We start from the raw sequence: 22,492 nt of genomic DNA, 5'->3' as shown, positions 1-22,492 counted from the left end.
TTCGGCCTCGGCTCGCATGGCCTACCCCTACGGGGGGTATGACATCTCTTTCGTGCCCCCCGTAGGCCTCGGCTACCCGACGATCGCCACCGGCGCGTCCCAGGCGTCCCGGTCCACCGTGATCGTGTGACCGCCTCGGGACTCCTTGCTGTTCACCATGTACTGATGGGCGCGGCGGTGGCCCGTCCACAGGGTGGGGGCGAAGGGCCAGTCGGACGTCGTGGTGTTGACCTTGTCCCAGAGCGCGTACCAGAGGATGTCCGGCATGTCGGTGCGGTTCGTCGTCGTGGCGACGGCCTTCGCGCTGGAGCTGCGGAAGCCGTAGAAGCCCGTCCGGTAGTTCTTGGCGTGCACGGCCTTGTCCCAGGCGCGGACGTAGGTGAGGACCGCGTTGTTGCAGGACGTGTTCGTGGTGTCGTACGACTCCATGTCCAGGTAGAGCGGGGAGCCGCTCTTCATGCCGAGGGCGGCGGCCTTGGTGACGGCGTCGGCGCCGTCCTTCGCGCCGAGCGACGCGGCGGTGGACGCGGTCATCTTCTCGGGGTTCGCGCCGGACTGGCAGGGCGGCTGGGCGCCCACGTAGAGCGGGATCAGCTTCCAGCCGGAGGCGCTGACCGACTTCACCCACGAGGCGGTGAGGTTGGGCTGGGCACAGCCGCGGTTCTTGCCGCCCACGTAGACGGCCGCGGCGCCGTAGAAGCCGGTCTTCCAGGCCTTCATCGCGGAGAGGGAGGGGGCCGTGCAGGTGTCGAAGGCGCGGCCTGTGTACGTCTTGGCCGCGGGCAGGGTGGTGGCTGTCGCGGACTGGGCCACGATCGCTCCGGTGGCGGCCAGTGCCACGCCTGCGGCGGACATGGCGAGGTAGCGGCGTCTCTTGGACAGGCGGTGCCGGGGTTGCGTCACGGGTTCCTCTGGGCGCTGTGTGCGGATGCGGAGTGGGGGGTGCGGTGATTCTGACCGGCCGGCACCCCGTCGCGTTGCCCTTCGGATGGCTATGCGATCACCAAGCTCTGGCCAAGATCCCGGAGGCCGGCGCTCACATCGCCGGGGCGACCGAGGCGAGACGGTGTACGTCGCGGGCGGTGCCGGTGACGCCGGAGAGGAAGCCCTGGGCGCGCGGCGAGGCGTTCTCCGTCAGCCAGGCGGGATCGATGTCGCAGACGGCGACGCGGACCTCGGTGCCGGCGAGGGCCAGGGGCAGGGTGTGGACGACCGTCGAGGGGAAGCTGAGGATCGTACGGCCGATGGGGCCGCGGCGGGCGATCAGTTCGAGGGGGAGGTCGGGGCGGACGATCTCCAGGCCGGTCTCCACCGCGAGGCGGTGCAGCTTGTCGGAGCTCTCGCGGCGGTGGGCGAAGTAGCGGGTCGCGCCGTGGGCGCGGGAGAGGGCCTGGACGGCCTCCAGGTAGCGGTCCGGGTCGACGACGCCGGTCTCGACGAGGGACGTGCCGACGAGGTCGGCGCCCTTCGTCATGCGGGGCGGGCCGAAGCGGGTGCGGGTCCAGGTGAAGTCGTTGCGGGTGACGCGGACGCCGTCGGGGACGGAGTCGATCGGCATGGCCGAGAAGACCTCGACGGTGCGGCGGGCGCCGTCGGGGGTGAGGCGGCGGCGGGCGGCGGCGGAGACGGGCGCGAAGACGACGTCGCGCGGTCCGGGCCGGCCGCCGCGGCGGTGCCAGCGCACGAGGCGCTCGCCGCGGGCGAGCTGGGAGACGAACTCCATGGTCGCGGTGCCGTCGTCGACGACGACGAGTTCGGCGGCCCGGGTGATCGTCAGCAGGAGCTGCACGTAGCGGGAGAACGGGTCGCCGATGACGATGCGGGCGGCCTTGCGCAGCGCGCTCGCGAGCCCGCCGATGGTGTGGAAGGGCGCGGTGGCTCCGCCGCGTGCCTCTTCCCAGCGGACGGTGTGGCCCTCGTCGCGGGCGAGTTCGGCCATGCGGCGCAGCTGGCCGCGGGTCATGGGGTCCGTGGGCGACAGGACGACCAGGGTGATCCGGTCCGTCGTGTCGGTGCTCTCGGCGAGATGCGCCCATTCCAGGACGTTGAGGAGCTGGACGGGGCTCTCCACGAAACACAGGGTTCCGGAGCGTGCTGCTGACATGGGCCCTCCGAGGGACCTGTGGGGGTTGGGGCCCGTGGGCCGGCGCCCGGCCGGGCGCCGGCCCACACGGGCGGACGTCGGACGGTCAGACGCCGACCGGCTCGCCCGCGGCGACGGCGATCTCCGACTCGGCGACGACGCCCGTGACGCGGCGGAGCTTCTTCATCGGGCCGAGCTCCGACTCGTAGACCTTCTTGACTCCGTCACCGAGGGACGCCTCGATGGTGCGGATGTCGCGCACGAGGCGGGTGAGGCCCTGCGGCTCGACGGAGGCGGCCTGGTCGGAGCCCCACATGGCGCGGTCGAGGGTGATGTGACGCTCGACGAAGGTGGCGCCGAGGGCGACGGCGGCGAGCGTGGTCTGCAGGCCGGTCTCGTGGCCGGAGTAGCCGATCGGGACGTTCGGGTACTCGGCCTGGAGGGTGTTGATGACGCGGAGGTTGAGCTCCTCGGCCTGCGCCGGGTACGTCGACGTGGCGTGGCACATCAGGATGTTGTCGCTGCCGAGGACCTCGACGGCGTGGCGGATCTGCTTCGGCGTCGACATGCCGGTGGAGAGGATGACCGTGCGGCCGGTGGCGCGCAGGGCGCGCAGCAGCTCGTCGTCGGTGAGCGACGCGGAGGCGACCTTGTGGGCCGGGAGGTCGAACTTCTCCAGGAAGGCGACGGCCTCGGTGTCCCACGGGGAGGCGAACCAGTCGATGCCGCGCTTCTTGCAGTGCTCGGAGATGGCCTGGTACTCGGCCTCGCCGAACTCGACGCGGTGGCGGTAGTCGATGTACGTCATGCGACCCCAGGGGGTGTCGCGCTCGATGTCCCACTGGTCGCGCGGGGTGCAGATCTCCGGGGTGCGCTTCTGGAACTTGACGGCGTCGCAGCCGGCCTCGGCGGCCACGTCGATCAGCTTGAAGGCGTTCTCGAGGTCGCCGTTGTGGTTGATGCCGATCTCGCCGGTGATGTACACGGGCCGGCCGGGGCCGGCCGTCTTCGAACCGAACGTGCGCAGGCGGGAGTTGGTGCTCATGACTGGGGAGTTCCTTACTTGTTGAGGGAGTCGAGAGAAGGGCCGAGGATCCAGGTGGCGATCTCTCGGATCGCGCCGTCACCACCGGGGAGAGCGGTGACCGCGCGCGCGGCGCCTCGTACGACGTCGTGGGCGCTCGCGACCGCCACGGGCCAGCCGACGAGGCCGAAGCACGGGAGGTCGTTGACGTCGTTGCCGACGTAGAGCACGCGCTCGGGCGCGATGCCCTGCTCCTCGCACCACTGCTTGAGTGCGAGGTCCTTGCGGTCGATGCCGTGCAGGACCGGGATCTGGAGCTTCCTGGCCCGGGCGGCGACGACCGGGTTCTGTTCCGTGGACAGGATCAGCAGCGGCAGGCCCGACTTGCGCAGGGCCGCGATGCCGAGGCCGTCACCGCGGTGCACGGTGACGAACTCCCGTCCGTCGGAGTCGATCAGCACCTTGTCGTCGGTCTGGGTGCCGTCGAAGTCGAGGACGACCGCGTCGATGTCTTCCGCGGTCGGGAGGGAGCCGGGCCGGTTCGCGTCGAAGAGGGGCGCGAGGGCACGGGCGCGGGAGAGGTCGTGCGGGTCGTCGATCTCCAGGACCCGCGCGGGGTCGGTGCGGACGAGCTCCGTGCGGCCGAAGAAGCGGTGCTTGGCCTCGCGGAAGCCGCTCGCGTCCATGGCGTAGACCGCGCCGGTCTCCAGGAGGTCCTGGGGGCGGTCCTGACGCATCTGGCGGAAGGACTTGTCGTGGTTGACGCCGTAGCCGCCGCTGGTGGCCGCGGTGGCGACCAGCGTGTCGGTGCCGCCTTCGACGGAGGCGCGCTCGACCGCGGCGGGCGCGGCCGGCTCGTCATCGGCGTCCCGCCACACGAATCCGTGGAAGGGGGCGACGGTCAGGGCCGTGTCGGCGCCCTTCTCGACGATCGCGTCGACGACGCCGTCGATGTCCTCGCGGACGATGAAGGGGCTGGTGCACTGGACGAGGAGCACGACGTCGACCGCCGCGCCCTGGAGGGCCTCGTGGGCGTCGAGGGCGTGCAGCACGGCCGCCTCGGAGCTCGACTTGTCGCCGGCGATGGCGGCCGGCCGCAGGACGACCTCGGCTCCCGCCTCGCGGGCCGCGGCGGCGATCGCGGCGTCGTCCGTGGAGACCACGACGTCCGTGACGAGCCGGGTGGCGCGGCACTCGCGGACGGTACGGGCCACGAGGGGCACGCCGCCGACCGGGGCGAGGTTCTTGGCGGGCACTCCCTTGGAGCCGCCACGGGCGGGGATCACGGCGAGGACGCGGCGGACCGGTGCCGCTGTGCCCGCTTCCGGGTTGGTCATCAGGTCTCCTTGAGGGGTACGGGCGTTCACAGCTCGCCCATCCGCCGGATGACGGGCGCCACGCGCTGCACCCCGTGCCGGTAGGCGCCACGGGCGGCGCGGCGCACGATCTGCCGGACGGGGCCGGGCTCCTTGCCGGCGGCGGGTGCGCCGGGCAGCGGCGTCCCGTCGGGGGCGAGGTGGTGGCGGGCGAGGATGCGCGGCAGATAGCCGGGGGCGGTGGTGAGGCTGTAGTAGGGGGCCAGGGGCGGGAGCCGGTCGGCTCCGGTCAGGCCGGTGACCCGGGCGCGGGCCGTGTCGAAGGCGGTGTCGTACGTGCCGTCGGCCGCGACGCCCTGGCGTGCCACCCACTCCTCGTCGGCCTTCGGCAGGTGGCCCGCGTCGAGCTGGTCCCAGGAGGCGAGGCACCCGGAGCCGGTGAAGTGGTGGTTGCCGAGCGCCTCGCGCACCCCGAGGTCGGTGAGCAGCGCGGTGGGGATGCGCCGGTGCAGGGCTTCGAGCGCGGCCGTCGAACTGACGGTGACCAGGAGGTCGGTGCGGTCGAGTACCTCGCCCATGTGCCCGTAGACCAGGCGGCAGTTGGCGGGCAGTCCGCCGTCGATCCGCTGGGCCAGCTTCTGGTAGGGCGCCTCTTCGATGTGGGTGGTGTGCTCGCCGGGCTTGCTGCGCAGCTTGAGCAGTACCTCGCGCTCGGGGTGCAGCCGGGCGTGCCCGACGAGCCGCTTGAGCAGGTAGGCGCGGTCGGCGGGGGTGTCCGGTACGGAGGGCTGTGCGGCGAAGACGACCGTGTACGGGTCGTGCTTCTCCTCGTAGGGCGTGCCGCCGAGGAACGGCAGCGCGCACTCGGTCACCGAGGAGGTGTCGGCGTCCACGCCCTCGTACACGGCGCGGAAACGGTCCGCGTCGTGGCGGGAGTTGGCGAGGACGAGGTCGGCGCCGTGCCGCAGGAGCAGTCCGTCGGCGAGCTTCTCGTAGACGACTCCCACGTAGCCGGTGACGACGACGGGCCGCTTCGCCCGGCCCTGCCAGGCCCGCGCGAGGCCGTGGAGCATGGCCTGGACGGCGCCGCCGACGAGGGCGAGCACGACGACGTCGTAGCGGTCGGCGTCCTGCTCCATGCGGCGCAGGAATTCGACGGCGGTGACTTCGTCGAGGCTGTCGGCGCGGACGCCGACTTCGTCGAGCTGGCGGGGTGTCGGGGTGGCCCGGCCGCGCAGGAGGAATCCGTTGAGCGGACTCTCGTCGGCGGTGAGGCGGCGCGCGGTGAGCGCGCCCCACTTCCACCGGGTGTCGGAGTCCGCGAGCACGGCGACCCGTCGGGTCTCAGAGGTACTTGCTGGCACACCGAAGAAGCTAGGAAGCGATTCGGGACCGCGGCCCAACCGGAGTGCAACAAACGGTTAACAGCGCACCGACGAATGGGGAATCCGGCCGGGAAGTGGCCGGGAAGCAGGCGGGTTCACTATTCCGCCACGCGTCGTTCACCTGACATCTCACCATCGGTCAAGACGAATGCCGGGCCGCCGCCTAGCGTCCTTCACGTGGTCAAGCTCTCCGTCATAGTGCCGTTCTACAACGTGCAGCAATACGCGCCCGACACCCTCAGAAGTCTTCGTGCCAACGCGCGCGACGACTTCGAATTCATTCTCGTCGACGACTGTTCGAAGGACGAGACCCCGGACATTCTCGCGCGCGCCGAGCGCGAGCTGCCCGGCGCGGTCCTGGTCAGACACGAAAAGAACGGAGGCCTGGCCACCGCGCGCAACACCGGACTCGACGCGTCGCGCGGCGAGTACCTGACATTCCTGGACGGCGACGACTGGCTCGCCCCCGGATACTACGAGCGACTCCTCGCCTCCATAGAGGGCCTGGGCTGCGACTTCGTCCGCACGGACCATGTCCAGTGCACCGCGCGGGCCCGCACCGTCCATCGCGTGCCGACCGGCAGGCGCGGTGTCGTCATGGATCCGCGCGAGGCGATCCTGCCCGCCGACCGCTCGACGTCCGTCGACTACGCGTACGCGTGGGCCGGCATGTATCACCGCCGGCTCGCCGACGCCGGCCTCCTCCACTTCACCGACGGCCTGCGCACCGCCGAGGACCGGCCGTGGATCTGGCGGCTGCACCGCGAGGCGAAATCCTTTGCCGCGGTGGGGCTTCTCGGGGTTTTCTACCGGCGCGGTGTCGCGTCGTCACTGACGCAGATCGGCGATGTCCGGCAGCTCGATTTCATCAAGGCGTTCGACCAGGTGGTGGCCGATACGGCGCAGGACAAGGACGCGGAAAAACTTCTGCCGAAGGCCGTCCGTACGTACTGCGCGATTATTTCCCACCATTTGGGATCCATCGAAAGGTTCGAACCGGCAGTGGCGCGCAAATTGAAGACAATGAGCTCCGCGGCGCTGAAGCGCATGCCGCAGGACGTGCTCGACGACGCGCTCGACTCGATGGACGTACAGCGGGCGACGCGCCTGCGCCGGCTGCGGCGCCGCCCCGCCGCGGCGGGGGTGGCTGCCGCGTGACCACGCAGATCTTCCTCGCCTCCACGCTGTACGGGACCGCGACGCTCGCCGCGGCCCTCGACGCGGACCGCTTCGCGCCCGCGGACCGGCGCATCCTGCTCGTCGCCAACAACGCGGCGACCCCGGAGACGACGCCCACCGTCGACGAGATGCCGGGCTTCGAGCGGCTGCGCGGCCGCTTCGACGACGTCGTGTCGTGGAACGAGACCATCTCGCCGTTCCACCCCGGCGGTTGGGCCCCGCGCCCGGACGACGTGCCGCTGTGGGAGCGCCATCTGCGTCTCGCCTGGGATCTGGGCGACGACGACGTCGAGCTGGCCGTGGAGTCGATCCAGGTCAACCCGGCGATGGCGGTGGCGCAGATCTTCACCGGCGTCCCCGTCGACGTGTACGCGGACGGCCTGATGAGCTACGGCCCCACCCGCAACAAGATCGACCCGCTGGTCGGCACGCGCGTACGGCGGCTGCTGCACCTGGACCTCGTGCCGGACCTGAAGCCGCTGCTGCTGACGGAGTTCGGCGTGGAGCCCGAGATCGTACCCACGGACGTCTTCGTGAAGGTGCTGGCCGAACTGGGCGATGTGAGCGGCGAGTTGCCACCCGTCGGGCCCGAACCGGCCGTGCTGCTCGGGCAGTACCTGTCGGCGCTCGGCATTCTCACCGCGCAGGAGGAGGAGGACCTGCACGTGCGGATGATGCGCGGCGCGGTCGCCCTCGGCCACACGCGGATCGTCTTCAAGCCCCATCCGACGGCGCCGGCCACCTGGTCGCGCACGCTGGAGGCGGAGGCGGAGAAGCTCGGCGCCGAACTCACCGTCCTCGACTCACCCGTGCTCGCCGAGGTGCTGTACCAGCGGATGCGCCCGGCCCTGGTGGTCGGCTGCTTCTCGACGGCGCTGCTGACCGCGTCCGCGCTCTACGGCATCCCGGTCGCCCGCATCGGCACCGGCACCCTCCTCGACCGGCTCGCGCCGTACCAGAACAGCAACCGCGTCCCGGTCACGATCGTGGACGCGCTGCTGCCGGAGCTGTCGGAGCAGGCGGCCGTGACGGCGCAGGAGTCCGGCACGGCGACCGCCGAGCTGAACCACCTGGTGCGCGCGGTCGGCTTCGCGATGCAGCCGAAGATCTATCCGGAGCTGCGGGCGGCGGCCGAGCGCTATCTCTCCACGCGTCTGGACGACCACACATGGCGCTACTTCAAGCGCCGCCGGCTCACGTCCCTCGCGCTGCCCGGCGCCGTCCCGGCCCAGCTCGCGTTCATTCCGCGCAACGCGACGGTGCGCCGAGTCGCCCGCCGCGCGCGCTCGTTCAAGCGGGCCGCCCTCGGATGAGTACTTCACAGACGACGCTCCCGAAGCTTTCCCCGGGAGCGGACGCCTCGGTGCGGACCGCGCGCTCCGGCGCGCACGCACCGCGGCTGAGAGCCCTCGACGGCCTACGTCTCATAGCCGCCCTGATGGTCGCCGCGTACCACTACGGCGGCCGCGACGGTGAGGTGTCCCAGGCGTGGGGCACCTCGCCGAAGGTCCAGTTCCCCTCACTGCACCAGTGGTTCGCCTACGGCTGCCTCGGGGTGCAGATCTTCTTCGTCATCAGCGGCTTCGTGATCTGCATGAGCGGCTGGGGCAAGCCCCTGCGCTCGTTCTTCGCCTCCCGCGCGTCGCGTCTGCTGCCGTCGTACTGGGCGGCCGTGATCCTGGTGACGGCGGTCTTCGCGCTGCCCGTGGTCGCGTACGAGGCGGTGTCGCCCAGTGACGCGCTCCTCAATCTGACGATGCTCCAGCAGCCGCTCGGCGTGGACCGGGTCCTCGGCGTGTGCTGGACGCTGTGGGCCGAGGTCCGCTTCTACGCGCTGTTCGCCCTGTGCGTCGTCCTGCCGGGCGCGAACCGGCGCCGCATCGTGCTGTTCTGCGCCGTGTGGACGCTCGCCGCCGCGATCACCCAGGCGTCCGGCGAGCCGGCCCTGAAGGTCGTCCTGATGCCGGAGTACGCGCCCTACTTCATCGGCGGCGTCGGTCTGTATCTGCTCCACCTCGACCGCCGCGACATGACCGCGTGGGGCATCGTCCTCGTGAGCTGGCTGATCGGTCAGCACTACGCGGTGGCCGCACTGTGGCACGCACCGAATCCTCACTTCTTCTCGTACCGCGGGTCGGGCTCGATCATCCTGATAGTGACGCTCGGTTTCGTGGCGGTGGGCGCGATCGCGCTCGGGCTGCTGAACCGGGTCAACTGGGGGTGGCTGACGGTCGCCGGTGCGCTGACGTACCCGTTCTATCTGGTCCACGAGCATCTGGGCTGGGTGGTGATAGAGGTGCTGCACCGGCGTCTCGGGCTGCCGTCGGCCGTGACGTTCACCCTCACGGTGGCCGCGATGCTCACCCTCGCATGGCTCCTGAACCGCTTCGTCGAGAAGCCGCTTGCACCTTTCCTGCGCAAACGCCTGAACCCCGCTTCGGGCAGGATTCACTGAGGATTCATGCCCTGCGGAGTTTGCTGAACGATTGGCGGATGCGATCCGCGAGCGCCTTGACCGTGCCGATTCGGAGCTCATAGGTTCGCGTCCCATGACTGCTGTGCACACCACCGCCCGGCGCCCGATCCACCTCGACGACGTACCCGGCTGGTTCCCCCCGCTCGACCAGCTCCTGTTCACCTGGCTCCTCGAACAGCAGGCGCGGCAGGAGGTCCGCGGCGACCTGCTGGAGCTCGGTGTCTACCTGGGCAAGAGCGCGGTCCTTCTCGGACAGCACCTGCACGGCGCCGAGAAGTTCACCGTGTGCGACCTGTTCGAGGGCGACGCCCCCGACGAGGCGAACCAGGCCGAATCCACCAAGTCGTACGCCTCACTGACCCGGCAGGCCTTCGAGGAGAACTACCTCTCGTTCCACGACGAGCTGCCGAAGGTCGTCCAGGCGCCCAGCTCCGTGATCTCCGGCGAGGTCGCCCCGGGCACCTGCCGCTTCGTCCACATCGACGCCTCGCACCTCTACGGGCACGTGTACGGCGACATCGGGGCGGCGCGCGAGCTGCTCGGCCCGGGCGGCATCGTCGTCCTGGACGACTTCCGCTCCGAGCACACGCCAGGGGTCTCCGTCGCCGCGTGGGAGGCCGTGCTCAACCGCGGCCTGCGCCCGCTGTGCCTGAGCACCCAGAAGCTGTACGCCACGTGGGAGGACCCCGAGCCCCTCCAGGACGAGCTCCTCGACATGCTCAGGGAGCGCGGCGACATCGCCCTGAGCGTGCAACAGGCGGCCGGGCACCGCCTGGTCCGCGTGAAGTCGAAGGCGGTCAAGGCGCCCGCGTTCCCGCGCTCCCGCCACCACGTGGAGGTGACGCAGGAACCGAAGGCCGCGCCCGCCCCGCGGCCGGCCCCCGTACGCAGGCGGAGCCTTGCCCGCCGTATCGCCGTGGACCTGACGCCACCGGTGGTCACCCGGGCCGTGCGCCGCGCCGTCAAGGGGTAGCCGCACCGTCAGAGGCCGGGCGCAGGCCGGACCGGCGGAAGCCGCACCGTCGGAGGCCGGGACCGGCGGAGGCCGCTCAGGCCCCCGCGAGGGACAGCTTCACCGCGAAGCCCAGGAACAGGACGCCCGCCGCGGTGGTCGCCCCCGCCGAGAGCCGCTTGCGGCGGCGGAAGGCGCCGGCCAGGCGGGTGCCGCTGAAGATCAGGGTGGAGAGGTAGAGGAAGCTCGCGGTCTGGAGCAGACCGCCGAGGACCACGAAGGACAGCGCCGGGTAGGCGTAACCGGGGTCGACGAACTGAACGAAGAAGGAGATCAGGAAGAGGATCGCCTTCGGGTTGAACAGACTGACGATCAGGGCGCGGCGGTAGGGGTGCTCGTCAGCGCTCCCGGTCACCGGCTGCGCCTCGCTCTCCACGACGGGCTCACCGCGCTGCTTCCACAGGGCCCGCGCCGACCGGATCATGCCGATCGCCATCCACGTCAGATAGCCCGCTCCGGCGTACTTCACGACGAGGAAGAGCACGGGCGTCGTCTGCAGCACGGAGGCCGCGCCGAGCGCGGCCAGTGTCATCAGGACCGTGTCCCCGGTGAAGACACCCGCGGCGGCCGCGTATCCGGTGCGTACGCCTTTGCGGGCGGCGACGGAGAGCACGTAGAGAGAGTTCGGTCCTGGCAGCAGGACGATGAGGACGAGACCGGCCAGATAGGTCGGGAGATTGATGACACCGAGCATGAAAGGGAGTGTCGCACGCCTATATGCCTATACGACACTCCTGGTCAGAGGTTGATACGGGCCTCAGGAAGCGGCCTCGGACCCGGCCTCAGAACGCGTCGGTCGGGATGTACGTGCCCCATACATCGCGCAGCGCGTTGCAGACCTCGCCGACGGTGGCGCGGGCGCGCAGGGCGTCCTTCATCGGGTAGAGGACGTTGTCCTCGCCCTCGGCCGCCTTCTTGAGCGCGGCGAGCGCCGCGTCCACGGCCGCCTGGTCGCGCTCGGCGCGCAGTTTCGTGAGGCGCTGGGCCTGCTGGGCCTCGATCGCCGGGTCGACGCGCAGCGGCTCGTAGGGCTCCTCGGCGTCGAGCTGGTAGCGGTTGACGCCGACCACGACCCGCTCGCCGGAGTCGGTCTCCTGCGCGATGCGGTACGCGGAGCGCTCGATCTCGTTCTTCTGGAAGCCGTGCTCGATGGCGTCGACCGCGCCGCCGAGGTCCTCGACCTTCGTCATGAGTTCGAGGGCGGCGGCCTCCACGTCGTCCGTCATCTTCTCGACGACGTACGACCCGGCGAACGGGTCGACGGTGGCGGTTACGTCGGTCTCGTAGGCGAGGACCTGCTGGGTGCGCAGCGCGAGGCGCGCGGACTTGTCGGTCGGCAGCGCGATGGCCTCGTCGAAGGAGTTGGTGTGCAGCGACTGCGTGCCGCCGAGCACGGCTCCGAGGCCCTGGACGGCGACGCGGACGAGGTTGACCTCGGGCTGCTGGGCGGTGAGCTGCACGCCCGCGGTCTGCGTGTGGAAGCGGAGCATCAGCGACTTGGGGTTCTTCGCGCCGAACTCCTCCTTCATGACCTTGGCCCAGATCCGGCGGGCCGCGCGGAACTTGGCGACCTCCTCCAGGATCGTCGTCCGGGCCACGAAGAAGAAGGACAGGCGCGGCGCGAAGTCGTCGACGTCCATGCCGGCCGCCACGGCCGTGCGCACGTACTCGATGCCGTCCGCGAGCGTGAACGCGATCTCCTGCGCGGGCGAGGCGCCGGCCTCGGCCATGTGGTAGCCGGAGATCGAGATGGTGTTCCACTTCGGGATCTCGGCCCGGCAGTACTTGAAGATGTCGGCGATCAGCCGCAGGGAGGGCTTCGGCGGGAAGATGTAGGTGCCCCGCGCGATGTACTCCTTCAGCACGTCGTTCTGGATCGTGCCCGTCAGCTGGTCCGCGGGGACGCCCTGCTCCTCGCCGACGAGCTGGTACATCAGCAGGAGGAGCGCCGCCGGGGCGTTGATCGTCATCGACGTGGACACCTTGTCGAGCGGGATGCCGCCGAACAGGATCCGCATGTCGTCGATCGAGTCGATGGCCACGCCCACCTTGCCGACCTCGCCGGACGCGATCGGGGCGTCCGAGTCGTGGCCCATCTGGGTGGGCAGGTCGAAGGCGACGGACAGGCCCATCGTGCCGTTGGCGATGAGCTGCTGGTAACGGGCGTTGGACTCGACGGCGGTGCCGAAGCCGGCGTACTGGCGCATCGTCCACGGGCGGCCGGTGTACATCGACGGGTAGACGCCGCGCGTGAACGGGTACTTTCCGGGCTCGCCGAGCTTCTCGGCCGCGTTCCAGTCGGCCAGCGAATCGGGGCCGTAGACCGGCTCGATGGGCAGTCCTGACTCAGACTCGCGCGCCATGGTTGTGCCTCCAGCTCGGTTGTTACTTGCCAGTCGGTTCGACCCCCGCGACGGACTGTAGCGGCGCGCCTGCTAGCGGTGGAGAGCCGCAGGCTGGGACCTTGCTCACAGCGCGTCCGTCACGTTTCTCCCTCCCACCATGCGCGGCAGTTACGCCGAGTTCGCAACCGGACGCGCGCGGGAAACATCTCTGTTGGCACATCGGACTAGTGGCGAGACTGCGGGGGCCCGGATGCGTGCGACCGTCATGCGTGGATCACTCGCCGTCGCCGGGGTCATCGCCCTGGTCGGCGGCTGCAAGGCAGGGGCCGTCGACACGGGCGGAAAGCAGCCGTCGAGGGCGAACGGATCGGCGTCACCGACCCCGTCCGACGACGCGAAGAGACCGGACGACGCGAAGAGGCCGGGCCCGTCCCCCTCCCGCACCCCGTCGGTCAGACCGACGCCGCCGCCGAAGGTCCTCATGGCCCGCGGCGCGAGCGGCGCCAAGGTGCGCGAACTCCAGGCCAGGCTGCGGCAGATCGCGTGGCTCTTCGAGGGGCCGAACGGAACGTACGGCCCGGCGACGGCCAAGGCGGTCGAGGGCTTCCAGGGCAAGCGGGGCCTGCCACGCACGGGGAACACGGACACGGTGACCTGGGCGCGGCTGGTGAGGATGACGCACGCCCCGACGCGCGACGAGCTGTACGCGTCCGGCGGGCAGCCCGCGGCGAAGCCGGACCCGCGCTGCATGACGGGCCGCGTCGTCTGCATCAGCAAGACCAGCCGCACGCTGACGTGGATGATCGACGGCAAGGCGCTGATGACCACGGACGTGCGGTTCGGCTCGCAGTTCACGCCCACCCGCGAGGGCGTCTTCAGCGTGTACTGGAAGTCCCGCCACCACGTCTCGACGATCTACCACACGGCCATGCCGTACGCGATGTTCTTCAGCGGCGGCCAAGCGGTGCACTACTCGGCGGACTTCGCGGCCCGCGGCTACAACGGGGCGTCGCACGGGTGCGTGAACGTGAGGGACGAGGGGAAGATCGCGTCGCTGTTCGCGCAGGTCCGCAACGGCGACCAGGTCGTCGTCTACTGGTGACCTGCGCCCAGGTGGCGAGAGGGAGTGGGGCGCGGGCGGGACCGGGGGAACGTGTCCCGCCCGCGCCAGTGGCACAGAGCCGAAGGTACGGGGGGAACCCCGGCTCGTGCACGGCCGATGACCAGTCGGCTCACTTGTTACTGCGCCATGCCGTCCAAAAACGTCACACCCGCCTCGGAAATTCTCTGTTCCCGCAGGTCAGCGCCCACTTAGGGCAGGCATGAGGGCAGGCTCAGGGCTGCGTGGCCACGGCGCTGTACGAGGCCGAGGCCGTCGCGGACGGCGTCGTCGGCCCGGTGCCCGAGGCGTCGCCGCCCGGATCGGACGGGACCCACGAGGCGGTCGGCACGGCGCCGCTGACGCCGGAGTCCCCGCCGTTCGGGCTGTCCTCGTCGCCGCCCTTGCCGCTGTTCTTGTCGTCGTTCTCGTTGCCGCCGTCGTCCCCGCTGCCGGAGTCGTCGGCCTCCCCGAGGACGCGGGCGCAGAACCGGTCGGGGTCACGGTCCCGCTTCTTCGTGGCGATGCGCTTCGCGGCGGCCCTGAGCCGCTCCTTCTCGGAGTCGCTCAGGGCTCCGACACGGTACTTGCGGCAGGCGTCGGCCATGCGCTGCCGCCAGGCCTCCCGGTCCGCGGCGTCCGATTCGCGCCGTCCGGTGCCGGGCTGCGTCGTCGCCGGGCCGGGCCGGCCCGCCGTGTCGTCCTGGGACGGGGCGCCCGAGCCGGGTTCGCGCGAGTGGCCGTCGGGCACGGCGCTGCCCGAGCGTCCGCCGTCGGTGTCCGAGATGTCGGGAGACGGTGAGGTGAGGGGCCGCTCGGGAGACGCGGCGGCGGAGACGCTGGCGGCGGGCCCGGGTTCGCCGTGGCCCCCGAACGGCGACGGGAGCACTCCGGTCCCGGCCGCGACGGCGACGCCGCCGATCATGCATCCGGCGAGCGCGGCGGCCATCCCGAACCGCACCGGGCGGCCCCAGCGGACGGGCCGCGCGTCGGGTCTCGCGAGGCGGACACTGCCGACGTCGGAACCGGCGTACCCGTCGATCGCGGCGTTCGTGTTCGCGTTCGCGTCGTTCCCGTGGTCCACGGGACCGTGGAGCGAGGAGACCGGGGCGAGAGCTCCGCGGCGCCTGGCATGGCGTGCCTTCGGGGTCGCCGTGCCGGGCTCCTCCGCGCCGGATTCGCGCGCCTTGCGGAACGCGGCCAACGCGGCTGCCTCGCCCGTCAGCTCGCCTCCGTCTACGCGTGTCACGGCAAGTGCGTCGAGTGTCTCGGCGAGGCGGGCGGCCCTGGCGCGGGTGGCTGCGTCGACGGCTTCCAGGGGCTCACCGCGCAGCAGACGCTCGGCCGCGTCCCGGTCCAGCCACTTGTTGTGCTCGTCGGCCATCACATGTCCTTCTGCGTCCGCGTCCGCGAATGCGTCACACCGGCGGACGTCACCGCGTGCCCGCGCGGTTCTCTCGGGGGCGGTACGGCGTCGAGCGTGCCGTCGCGGCCCTCGTGCGCCGTCTGCACATGCGAACCCTCGGCACCGAGCAACTCGGCGAGGCGCTTGAGGCCGCGGTGCGCCGCGGTCCTGACGGCGCCCGGACGCTTGCCGAGGGTCTGGGCGGCGCTCTTCGCGTCGAGCCCGACGACGACGCGCAGGACGACGGCCTCGGCCTGGTCCTGCGGAAGCTGGGCGATGAGCGCGAGCGTGTCACCGGTGGCGAGGAGTTCCATCGCCTCGTCGGCGGTGTCGGATATCGCGGGCCGGCCGGTGAGCTCGGTCTCGTCACCGCCTATGGCGGGCCGGCGGCCCCGCATCCGTATGTGGTCGAGGGCGCGGTTACGGGCAATGCGTGCGGCCCAGCCGCGGAAGCGGTCGGCGTCGCCGCTGAACCGGTCGAGATCCCGGGCGATCTGCAGCCAGGCCTCGGACGCGACGTCCTCCGCGTCCGGTTCACCGACCAGTGTCCGTACGTACCCGAGCAGGCGTGGATGCACCGCGCGGTACACAGTCCGGAACGCGGTCTCGTCCCCGTCCTGCGCCGCATGCACCGCGGCCGTCAGCTCCGCGTCGTCCCCCAGCACTGCGCCACCCTTGCGCTTAAACCCTGCGCCGCTCACCGACGCGAACCAGCACGCTACGGCCTGATACCGCTCCCCGTCCACGTTTGGTACAACCCGCAACTAGCACGTGACACAACGCGGTGTGACAGAAACCGCACGCGCGGCGCTGAAGGTAGTACGGGCCGCCGCGCGGCCCGTACCGCGCGACGGCCGGGGCCTCTCCTGTGGGGGGTGGCGGCCTCGGCCGTCCCGGCGGTGCCCTTCGAGGTGTGCAGGCCGAGGCGTGCCGCCCCCGCACCTTTACTCGCCGGGACTCCCCTGTTTCTCGGGGTTCAGCCACTTCTTGGGATTCTTCGCCCGGCTCGGCTTCGGGCTCGGGTGCCCGCTCTGCTGACCGTCGGCTTTCCCGCCGGCCGCCTTGTCGCCGCCGTTGCCGGTCTCCTGGCGGGCCCGCTCCGCCGCGCAGTACGCGTCCACGGAGGCCTCTCCGCCCGCCTCCGCGAGGAAGCGCTGCCATGCGGGCGAGTCGAGCGCCTCGCCCCGGCCCCGTACGGATGCGTACGCGTGGCACTTGGCGAGGGTGTCACCGGCCTGGTCCGGGTGACCGGCGGACCGGCCGGGCGCGTGGGACGGGGCGGGCACCGTGGCGGACGGCCGGACCTGCTCGGGCATGGGCCGCCCGGGGGAGCTGGAGGCGCTCCGCCTGGGCGTCGGACGCTGTTCGGCATCGTCGCCCGGGGCGTCCCCGCCCGCGCCGATGCCGGCCATCGCGACGCCGCCCAGGGCGACGCCCGCGACCAGCGTGCCCACGGTGGTGCGCAGTGACCAGCGGGCGAGGCCTCGGGGGCGCGGACGCCAGTCGTCCCGGCGTCGCGTCCTGGCCGACGAATGGGCTCCCTGGTCGCGGGCCTCCCGGAACGCGGCGACGGCCCGTTCCTGGGCGCCGTCCCGCTGTTTCGCCGAGCGTACGGCGGCGGCGAGCAGAGTCTCGAAGCCTCCGGCTCCTTCCGGGCCGGCCGACCCGTGGTCCTGCCTGAGTGGGTTTTCAGTCATCTCGACTCCCCCAGCGTCGTGGGGCCGTCATCCGTCACACCTCGCGCGCCGAGCCGGTCCGCGAGCTTCTTGAGGCCGCGGTAAGCGGCAGTCCGCACGGCGCCGGGGCGTTTGCCGAGGACGCGCGCGGAGGACGGCCCGTCGAGCCCGACGACGACGCGCAGCAGCACCGCCTCGGCCTGGTCGCGCGGGAGGTCACTGATCAGCGTGAGCGCCTCCGCGGTGGAGATCGTCTCAAGAGCCTGGTCGGACGTGCTGTGGATGCCGGGGAGTTCGAGCATGTCCTGTTCGAGGCCGGAGGGACGCGGGCGCACCTTCTGGCGGCGCAGCAGGTCGAGGGCACGGTGCCGGGCGATGGTGGCGGTCCATCCGCGGAACCCGGTGCCGTCCCCACGGAAGCGTCCCAGGTCGCGGGCTATCTCCAGCCAGGCGTCGGAGGCGACGTCCTCGGCCTCGTCGCCGACGAGGCCGCGCAGATATCCGAGGAGACCGGGCTGCACGAGACGGTAGGCGACCGCGAAGGACGCTTCGTCACCCTCTTGCGCCCGCGCCACTGCCCTGCCCAGCTCTTCGTCGCGCGCCTGTGTGCGACGGGGCTCCCCACCCTGGCCCAACAGTTGTCCTCTTCGTACGTCCGCGAACTGACCCGACTCGGCACGGATCGATGCGTCCATGCCCCCACGGTCATCAGCGTCCCGGCCCACGGAAATGTCACTGGGCACACATGTCACAGGGCACACACATCACAGGGCGGCGCAGGTCTTGCCCCGCCCGCGGTCGCCGCCACGTCCGTGGAGGGTCAGGTAGAAGGTCTGGAGGGATTCCTCGCGGCCGAGCTCGAAGCGGTTGACGACTTTGCCGAGGGGGTTCCACACGCGCCCGTCGGGCATGCGGACGCCCACGGGCTGGCCGAAGTAGGCCCGCTGAGCTTCGTCGAAGTCGACCCACGCGGCCCCGGCCCGCCGCACCAGTACCTCGCCCACGTACGCGCCGATACCGAACAGAGCCCCCGCGACCGACGCCCGGTCCGAAGTCCCTTTACGCAGGCCGTCGATGAGGAAGTCCGCGACACGGAGGCTGACGACGGTGTAGTCGAGCGGGAGCCGGTTGCGCGCGGTGGCGTGCGCGACGAATCCCGCGGCGTGCCGCCGCATGTCCGCGGCGTTCGGCTCAGGTTTGTGGCCCACTCCCATGGCGTCCGCTCCTCGTCAAGTACGGGGAGCGGCCTTCGCAACTCCCCGCCTTGCCAAGCGGATTGGGTCACCGGAGCATCACGCGTCACACACATGTCGCTTCTCACACGACCAATCAGTGAAGGCCGTACAACCTTCGAGGCGGCTGTGCGTCGTGTGACCTCGCGCGAAGGGACGGAGCCGGGCCGTCAGCCGATCGCGATGCGCGGATGCGCGCCCGGCTGGACCCAGCTCATGATGCGGTCCGTCGTGGCGCGCGGCACGGAGACGCAGCCCGCGGTCGCGCCCGAGCCGTTGACGTGGAGGAAGATGCCGGCGCCGCGCCCCGGCACGAGGCGGCCCGTTTATATAGGAGCCCCACACGCGCCCGCGACCCGGAAGACATTCCGGGCGCACCCTTCAGAAACGGAACTCTCCGCAGAGGAACTGTCATAGATCCACAGCGCCTCGATGCGCGGTCAGGGCAGATATCCCGCCAACACGGAGCGTGTCCGCGCCGAGAGGCGCTCCTCGGCCAGCTCCTCGCGCGTGACCCGCAGCATCTCCGGCGGCATCAGGGGAATCGCCGCGACAAGGAGTTCCTCACTCTCGTACAGCGGCTCCACCAACTGGTAGAACGCGGCGGACGCCACGGACTGGGTCGAATTCATGAGCAGGTTCTCGGTGAACTCGGCGCATCGGCCGAGCAGTTCCTTGTCACGCTTCGCCTCGGGCGTGAGCAGCTCGGGCCGGACCAGGTCGCGGAAGACCACGTCACGCAGGAAGTCGTAGAGATCGAACCAGTCGAGATCCCCGGAGACGGCCTGTTCCGCGGACATCCCCGCCACGGCCTCGATCCCCTCCCTGGACTCCGGGACCATGATCAGGAGGAGACCGGGGATCTGGTGTCTGCCGATGCGGGCCCCGGACGAAGTCATTTCCCAGACCCTACGCGCCTTCGCCTCCTGACCCCGGAACCGGCCCCGGTCAGCTGCCCCCGCGTGCGGCCGTGTGCCCGGGGCGGGGGTACATGAGCACCGCCGCGCACGCCATGGCCGGGAGTCCGACGGCCGGCACGGTCCACCACGGGATGCCGGTCCACGCCATCGGGAGCCCCACCGCGAAGCAGACGATGATGCTGGTGAAGAACATCCGCCTGCCGTACGGATCCCAGGTGAGGGGCGCGTGGTCACGGGGCCTGACCAGGCGTACCGCGCCGAACGCCAACGCCTGGACCGCGAAGAACGCGGCGAGCATGCCCATGGCCGCGTTCATCTGGATCTCGTCACGGGGCGCCTCGGAGCTGTTCTGCCGGACGCCGTCCTTGCTGAGTACGACGATGTCACGGCGCCAGGCGGTGGCGGTGACCTTGTCGCCCGGTTTCAGGTGCTCCAGGAGCGGCCCCGGGTCACCGAAGTCCACGACTCCCTGCCAGGCGTCCCCGTCCTTCAGCGTCGCCTTGTAGGTGGAAGTCCTCCCGGCGTTCTTGATCTCCCTCTTCACGACGGTGAGATGCCAGGTGCTCAGGCAGTCGGTCGCCGGCGCACGGGCGGGGCAGGGCTCGGCTGCCACGTAGTCCCGGTAGCGGTCCCTGTCGGAGGGCAGCCACCAGGAGAACGCGAGGTAACAGAGCACCGCCGATGCCAGGGACACCAGGATCAGCAGCACGCCCACGGCCCGGGTCCGGCCCGGCGACTGCCGACGGACACCGCCCTTGCCCGGCCCCCCGCCCATGCTCTGAGCCGTAGCCCTCGCCCGTACCGCCATGACCCCACCCCCTCCGCGTGATCCTTCACGAACCGGAGACAGGTATACAACGAGGCCGGACGGCAGTCCGTGGGAGGTACACGCTTCCGCGTCCCGGCAAACCGGCCACCGGGAGCGGCCCTACAGCCGCACCGAACCCTCAGTCACACGCCCCCGCAGGCACTCTCCGCAGAACTCCTCGTCGCCCTCCGGCCGGAACAGGCGCGCCTGCGTGTGGACGCCCTCGCATTCCCGCAGTTGGGCGATGCGTGGCTGGACGGGTTCGGGGCGGCGGGACTCTTCCCCGGCAGGCGCCGGTGGTACGTCGCTCAGGATGTACCGCAGCAAGCCGCCCGGCTTGTGGATCGGCTGCTTCGGGCCCGGCAAACTGCGCTGCACATGCGCCCGTACGCCGCCTGGTGTGTGCCCCGCCTCCAGCCAGGCGCTCGCCAGGGCCGCCAGCTGCGGCAGTATGCCGCGCGGTACGCGGAGCCTTGGCTCCAAGTCCAGGATGGTGGCGATGAGTTGGCGCCCGGCATCCGTCACCGCAGGAGCCTCGGGAGGCGCTTCGGGAGGCGCCTCGGGATGGTGGGGGGTGTTCTCAAGAACGGGTTTCTCTGGATGACGGCCGACGGTCCGGCCGGTCGGCTCACCGGCGGCCGGGTTTCCGCCCGTCGGAGCCCCGTCCCGTAAGGCGAGCGCCTGCTCCGGCTTCAGCGGCACATTGGAGACGAGCTGCACGGTCGTCCACAGCCCACGGACACCCTGCTGGCGCCACTCGTGCAGATAGCCCTCGCGCTTCAGTTCGCCCTTGGCGCGGTTGAAGGCGCACTTGCCGATCCCGGCCTGATGGGCGGTTTTCGACAGCGGATCCCCGGCGTCACTGGGGAGCGACAACTGCCAGGCCAACAGCCGTACGGCGTCCGACGAGAGGCGCGGATGGCGGAGGATTTCGTTCGGCACCTGACTGAAGAAACGGGCAGGCGCGATAGCATGACGAAGCATTTTCCGGTGGCTTCTCTCCACTGGTGATGAAGGCCCTCTTCGCTGGCTGGAACCGGCGTTGAGGGCCGCCTCATGTGAGGCGTGCTGTCGCGCTCACGGTACCGCAACTTGCGTATGCGAACGGTCACTTGACGTAATCACCACTGCCCGCCGTATCTCTGCGCGCGCTCCCGCAGCCACGCCCGCACCCACACCTCTTCGCTCTCCGAGGCCGGCCGCAGGTCTCGCGCCGCGATCGTCGCCACGAAGTACACGAAGCGCACGCGCCGCGATTCCCCGTCGACACCGAGCACCTTGCCGGGCCCGTAGACGTCCGTACCGGCGTGGGCGACGAACGCGCCTTCCCCGTGCTGCATCTGCGCTGCCTCTCGATCTCGCTCTGCGTAGGAATCCGCTCACAGAGTGAGGTCGCCACAGCTAGGCTCGCCAGTGGTCCGAGCGTGACAACGCAAGTCGCACATACGGGAGTTGCGGATGGCGATCGAGGACAATCCCGGATCCCGGACGAGTTACGGGGAGGAACTTCGGCGACGCCGGGAGACCGCCGGGTTCACGCAGGAAGAGCTGAGTGCGCGGGCCATCATGTCGCGCACGCACATCGCCCACATCGAGGCGGGCCGCCGCCGGCCGTCGCTGGAGGACGCGCGCCGCCTCGACCAAGTACTCAAGACAGGTGGCGTCTTCGAGAACTTCCTGCCCACGCAGGGAGAGGGGAGCGTTGCCGAACACTTCGCGGAAGCACTGGAGTTGGAGCGCCAGGCGACGGCGATCCGGACGTACGCACCGAAGCTGGTGCCCGGCATGCTCCAGACCGAGACCTATGCCCGCGAAGTTCTCCAGTCCGGTTTCCCGCCGAAGACCGACGAAGAACGTGACAGCCTCCTTGTCACACGTCTGGCAAGGGCCCGCGTCCTGGACGACTTCAAGTCGCCAGTGACCTGGTTCCTCCTGGACGAAGCAGTGTTGCGGCGCCCCGTGGGAGGCCCGGCAGTGATGTGCGAGCAGCTCCGTCACATCGTGGAATTGGGCGAAAGCCGCCGCATTCGCGTCCACGTGCTGCCCTTCTCTGTGGGCTTGCACGCTCTGCTGGAGGGCCCGGTGTCCCTGATGTGGTTCGAGGACCTGCCGCAGGTCGCGTATGTGGAGGGCCTCACATGGGGTCGGGTCCTCGAACTCCCCTCCGTGGTACGTGAATGCCAGACGGCCTACGATCACGCCATGGGCGACGCCCTGTCGCACCGTAAGTCCCTGGCGCTGATCAAGTCCGTCGCGGAGGATTGCGAGCATGACGCACAGCAGCAGTGAGCAGCAGCGGCAGGGCATCCGAGTCCTCAATGCCTCGGCCCTGCCGATGTGGCGTAAGTCGAGTTACAGCGGTGGCGAGAGCGGCCAGTGCCTCGAAGTCAGCGACCACGCCGTTGCCGCCCACGTCCCCGTACGTGACAGCAAGAACCCTCACGGTCCGGCCGTCGTGTTCACCAGCGGCGCGTGGACGGCGTTCCTCGGTGCGGTGAAGGCCGCCGACCGCCCGCGGCGCTGAGCGGCGGG

The 22,492-nt window shown here is 70.7% G+C and carries 23 protein-coding genes and 1 pseudogene; 7 read left to right on the top strand and 17 right to left on the bottom strand.

Going from position 1 to position 22,492, the window contains the following annotated elements; genetic code table 11:
- Positions 1-72: 72 nt before the first annotated feature.
- From LGI35_RS27390 to LGI35_RS27370, 5 genes are all read right to left on the bottom strand, one after another.
- Positions 73-855 carry a glycoside hydrolase domain-containing protein gene (locus LGI35_RS27390; protein WP_227300534.1) on the bottom strand — a complete coding sequence of 261 codons (783 nt, stop codon included), beginning with the start codon at positions 853-855 and terminating at the stop codon, positions 73-75.
- A 181-nt stretch (positions 856-1,036) separates the two neighbouring features.
- Positions 1,037-2,104 carry a hypothetical protein gene (locus LGI35_RS27385; RefSeq protein WP_227296918.1) on the bottom strand — a complete coding sequence of 356 codons (1,068 nt, stop codon included), beginning with the start codon at positions 2,102-2,104 and terminating at the stop codon, positions 1,037-1,039.
- Between the two features lie 85 nt (positions 2,105-2,189).
- On the bottom strand, positions 2,190-3,128 hold the full coding sequence (locus LGI35_RS27380) for an N-acetylneuraminate synthase family protein (RefSeq protein WP_227296917.1): 939 nt from the start codon (positions 3,126-3,128) through the stop codon (positions 2,190-2,192).
- Between the two features lie 14 nt (positions 3,129-3,142).
- Positions 3,143-4,444 (bottom strand): N-acylneuraminate cytidylyltransferase, encoded by a 1,302-nt coding sequence (locus LGI35_RS27375; protein WP_227296916.1) that lies wholly within the window; start codon positions 4,442-4,444, stop codon positions 3,143-3,145.
- 26 nt (positions 4,445-4,470) lie between these two features.
- Positions 4,471-5,787 carry a DUF6716 putative glycosyltransferase gene (locus tag LGI35_RS27370; protein ID WP_227296915.1) on the bottom strand — a complete coding sequence of 439 codons (1,317 nt, stop codon included), beginning with the start codon at positions 5,785-5,787 and terminating at the stop codon, positions 4,471-4,473.
- Between the two features lie 198 nt (positions 5,788-5,985).
- Between LGI35_RS27370 and LGI35_RS27365 the strand changes: the two genes are divergently transcribed.
- The 4 genes from LGI35_RS27365 (at position 5,986) to LGI35_RS27350 (ending at position 10,436) form a co-directional block, all read left to right on the top strand.
- Positions 5,986-6,966 (top strand): glycosyltransferase family 2 protein, encoded by a 981-nt coding sequence (locus LGI35_RS27365; protein ID WP_227296914.1) that lies wholly within the window; start codon positions 5,986-5,988, stop codon positions 6,964-6,966.
- Positions 6,963-8,300, top strand: coding sequence for an alpha-2,8-polysialyltransferase family protein (locus LGI35_RS27360; RefSeq protein WP_227296913.1), 1,338 nt, complete (start codon positions 6,963-6,965; stop codon positions 8,298-8,300). Before LGI35_RS27365 ends, LGI35_RS27360 begins: the two co-directional genes overlap by 4 nt.
- On the top strand, positions 8,297-9,442 hold the full coding sequence (locus LGI35_RS27355) for an acyltransferase family protein (RefSeq protein ID WP_227296912.1): 1,146 nt from the start codon (positions 8,297-8,299) through the stop codon (positions 9,440-9,442). The genes LGI35_RS27360 and LGI35_RS27355 overlap by 4 nt, the downstream gene beginning before the upstream one ends.
- A gap of 94 nt (positions 9,443-9,536) precedes the next feature.
- On the top strand, positions 9,537-10,436 hold the full coding sequence (locus LGI35_RS27350) for a class I SAM-dependent methyltransferase (RefSeq protein WP_227296911.1): 900 nt from the start codon (positions 9,537-9,539) through the stop codon (positions 10,434-10,436).
- A 76-nt stretch (positions 10,437-10,512) separates the two neighbouring features.
- On the opposite strand, the gene leuE is transcribed toward LGI35_RS27350, so the two are convergent.
- Together leuE and LGI35_RS27340 are read right to left on the bottom strand one after the other, a co-directional pair.
- Positions 10,513-11,169: a leucine efflux protein LeuE gene (gene leuE, locus LGI35_RS27345; RefSeq protein ID WP_227296910.1), complete on the bottom strand. Its 657-nt coding sequence runs from the start codon at positions 11,167-11,169 to the stop codon at positions 10,513-10,515.
- An 88-nt stretch (positions 11,170-11,257) separates the two neighbouring features.
- Positions 11,258-12,838 carry an acyl-CoA mutase large subunit family protein gene (locus LGI35_RS27340; protein ID WP_227296909.1) on the bottom strand — a complete coding sequence of 527 codons (1,581 nt, stop codon included), beginning with the start codon at positions 12,836-12,838 and terminating at the stop codon, positions 11,258-11,260.
- Positions 12,839-13,070: 232 nt separating this feature from the next.
- Here LGI35_RS27340 and LGI35_RS27335 point away from each other — a divergent pair, with 232 nt between their 5' ends.
- A complete protein-coding gene (locus LGI35_RS27335) occupies positions 13,071-13,922 on the top strand; it encodes a L,D-transpeptidase family protein (RefSeq protein WP_227296908.1) in 852 nt (283 codons plus the stop codon).
- Between the two features lie 232 nt (positions 13,923-14,154).
- Here the strand turns inward: LGI35_RS27335 and LGI35_RS27330 are convergent, their stop codons facing one another.
- The 10 genes and pseudogenes from LGI35_RS27330 to LGI35_RS27285 form a co-directional block, all read right to left on the bottom strand.
- Positions 14,155-15,303: a hypothetical protein gene (locus LGI35_RS27330; protein ID WP_227296907.1), complete on the bottom strand. Its 1,149-nt coding sequence runs from the start codon at positions 15,301-15,303 to the stop codon at positions 14,155-14,157.
- On the bottom strand, positions 15,303-15,989 hold the full coding sequence (locus LGI35_RS27325) for an RNA polymerase sigma factor (RefSeq protein WP_227296906.1): 687 nt from the start codon (positions 15,987-15,989) through the stop codon (positions 15,303-15,305). Before LGI35_RS27325 ends, LGI35_RS27330 begins: the two co-directional genes overlap by 1 nt.
- Before the next feature lie 279 nt (positions 15,990-16,268).
- Positions 16,269-17,021: a hypothetical protein gene (locus LGI35_RS27320; RefSeq protein ID WP_227296905.1), complete on the bottom strand. Its 753-nt coding sequence runs from the start codon at positions 17,019-17,021 to the stop codon at positions 16,269-16,271.
- Positions 17,018-17,635 carry an RNA polymerase sigma factor gene (locus tag LGI35_RS27315; protein ID WP_227300533.1) on the bottom strand — a complete coding sequence of 206 codons (618 nt, stop codon included), beginning with the start codon at positions 17,633-17,635 and terminating at the stop codon, positions 17,018-17,020. Before LGI35_RS27315 ends, LGI35_RS27320 begins: the two co-directional genes overlap by 4 nt.
- A 129-nt stretch (positions 17,636-17,764) precedes the next feature.
- On the bottom strand, positions 17,765-18,214 hold the full coding sequence (locus tag LGI35_RS27310; RefSeq protein ID WP_227296904.1) for a hypothetical protein: 450 nt from the start codon (positions 18,212-18,214) through the stop codon (positions 17,765-17,767).
- Between the two features lie 188 nt (positions 18,215-18,402).
- Positions 18,403-18,543, bottom strand: a pseudogene (locus LGI35_RS27305) (L,D-transpeptidase family protein); the annotation flags it as partial.
- Positions 18,544-18,672: 129 nt separating this feature from the next.
- On the bottom strand, positions 18,673-19,131 hold the full coding sequence (locus LGI35_RS27300; protein WP_227296903.1) for a hypothetical protein: 459 nt from the start codon (positions 19,129-19,131) through the stop codon (positions 18,673-18,675).
- Positions 19,132-19,180: 49 nt separating this feature from the next.
- Positions 19,181-19,927: a hypothetical protein gene (locus LGI35_RS27295; protein WP_227296902.1), complete on the bottom strand. Its 747-nt coding sequence runs from the start codon at positions 19,925-19,927 to the stop codon at positions 19,181-19,183.
- Between the two features lie 153 nt (positions 19,928-20,080).
- Positions 20,081-20,902 (bottom strand): hypothetical protein, encoded by an 822-nt coding sequence (locus LGI35_RS27290; RefSeq protein ID WP_227296901.1) that lies wholly within the window; start codon positions 20,900-20,902, stop codon positions 20,081-20,083.
- A gap of 179 nt (positions 20,903-21,081) precedes the next feature.
- Positions 21,082-21,300, bottom strand: a complete 219-nt coding sequence (locus LGI35_RS27285; RefSeq protein WP_116510767.1) for a hypothetical protein — start codon at positions 21,298-21,300, stop codon at positions 21,082-21,084.
- Between the two features lie 118 nt (positions 21,301-21,418).
- Here LGI35_RS27285 and LGI35_RS27280 point away from each other — a divergent pair, with 118 nt between their 5' ends.
- Both LGI35_RS27280 and LGI35_RS27275 read left to right on the top strand, forming a co-directional pair.
- On the top strand, positions 21,419-22,249 hold the full coding sequence (locus tag LGI35_RS27280; protein WP_227296900.1) for a helix-turn-helix domain-containing protein: 831 nt from the start codon (positions 21,419-21,421) through the stop codon (positions 22,247-22,249).
- The gene (locus LGI35_RS27275) at positions 22,230-22,484 is read left to right on the top strand and encodes a DUF397 domain-containing protein (RefSeq protein WP_227296899.1); all 255 of its coding nucleotides are present in this window, start codon (positions 22,230-22,232) and stop codon (positions 22,482-22,484) included. The genes LGI35_RS27280 and LGI35_RS27275 overlap by 20 nt, the downstream gene beginning before the upstream one ends.
- Positions 22,485-22,492 lie beyond the last annotated feature (8 nt).

Source organism: Streptomyces longhuiensis (genome assembly GCF_020616555.1).
GTDB classification, from domain to species: Bacteria; Actinomycetota; Actinomycetes; order Streptomycetales; family Streptomycetaceae; genus Streptomyces; species Streptomyces longhuiensis.
Note: the sequence above shows the minus strand (reverse complement) of the source record. Positions and strands in the feature narration are given on the sequence as shown.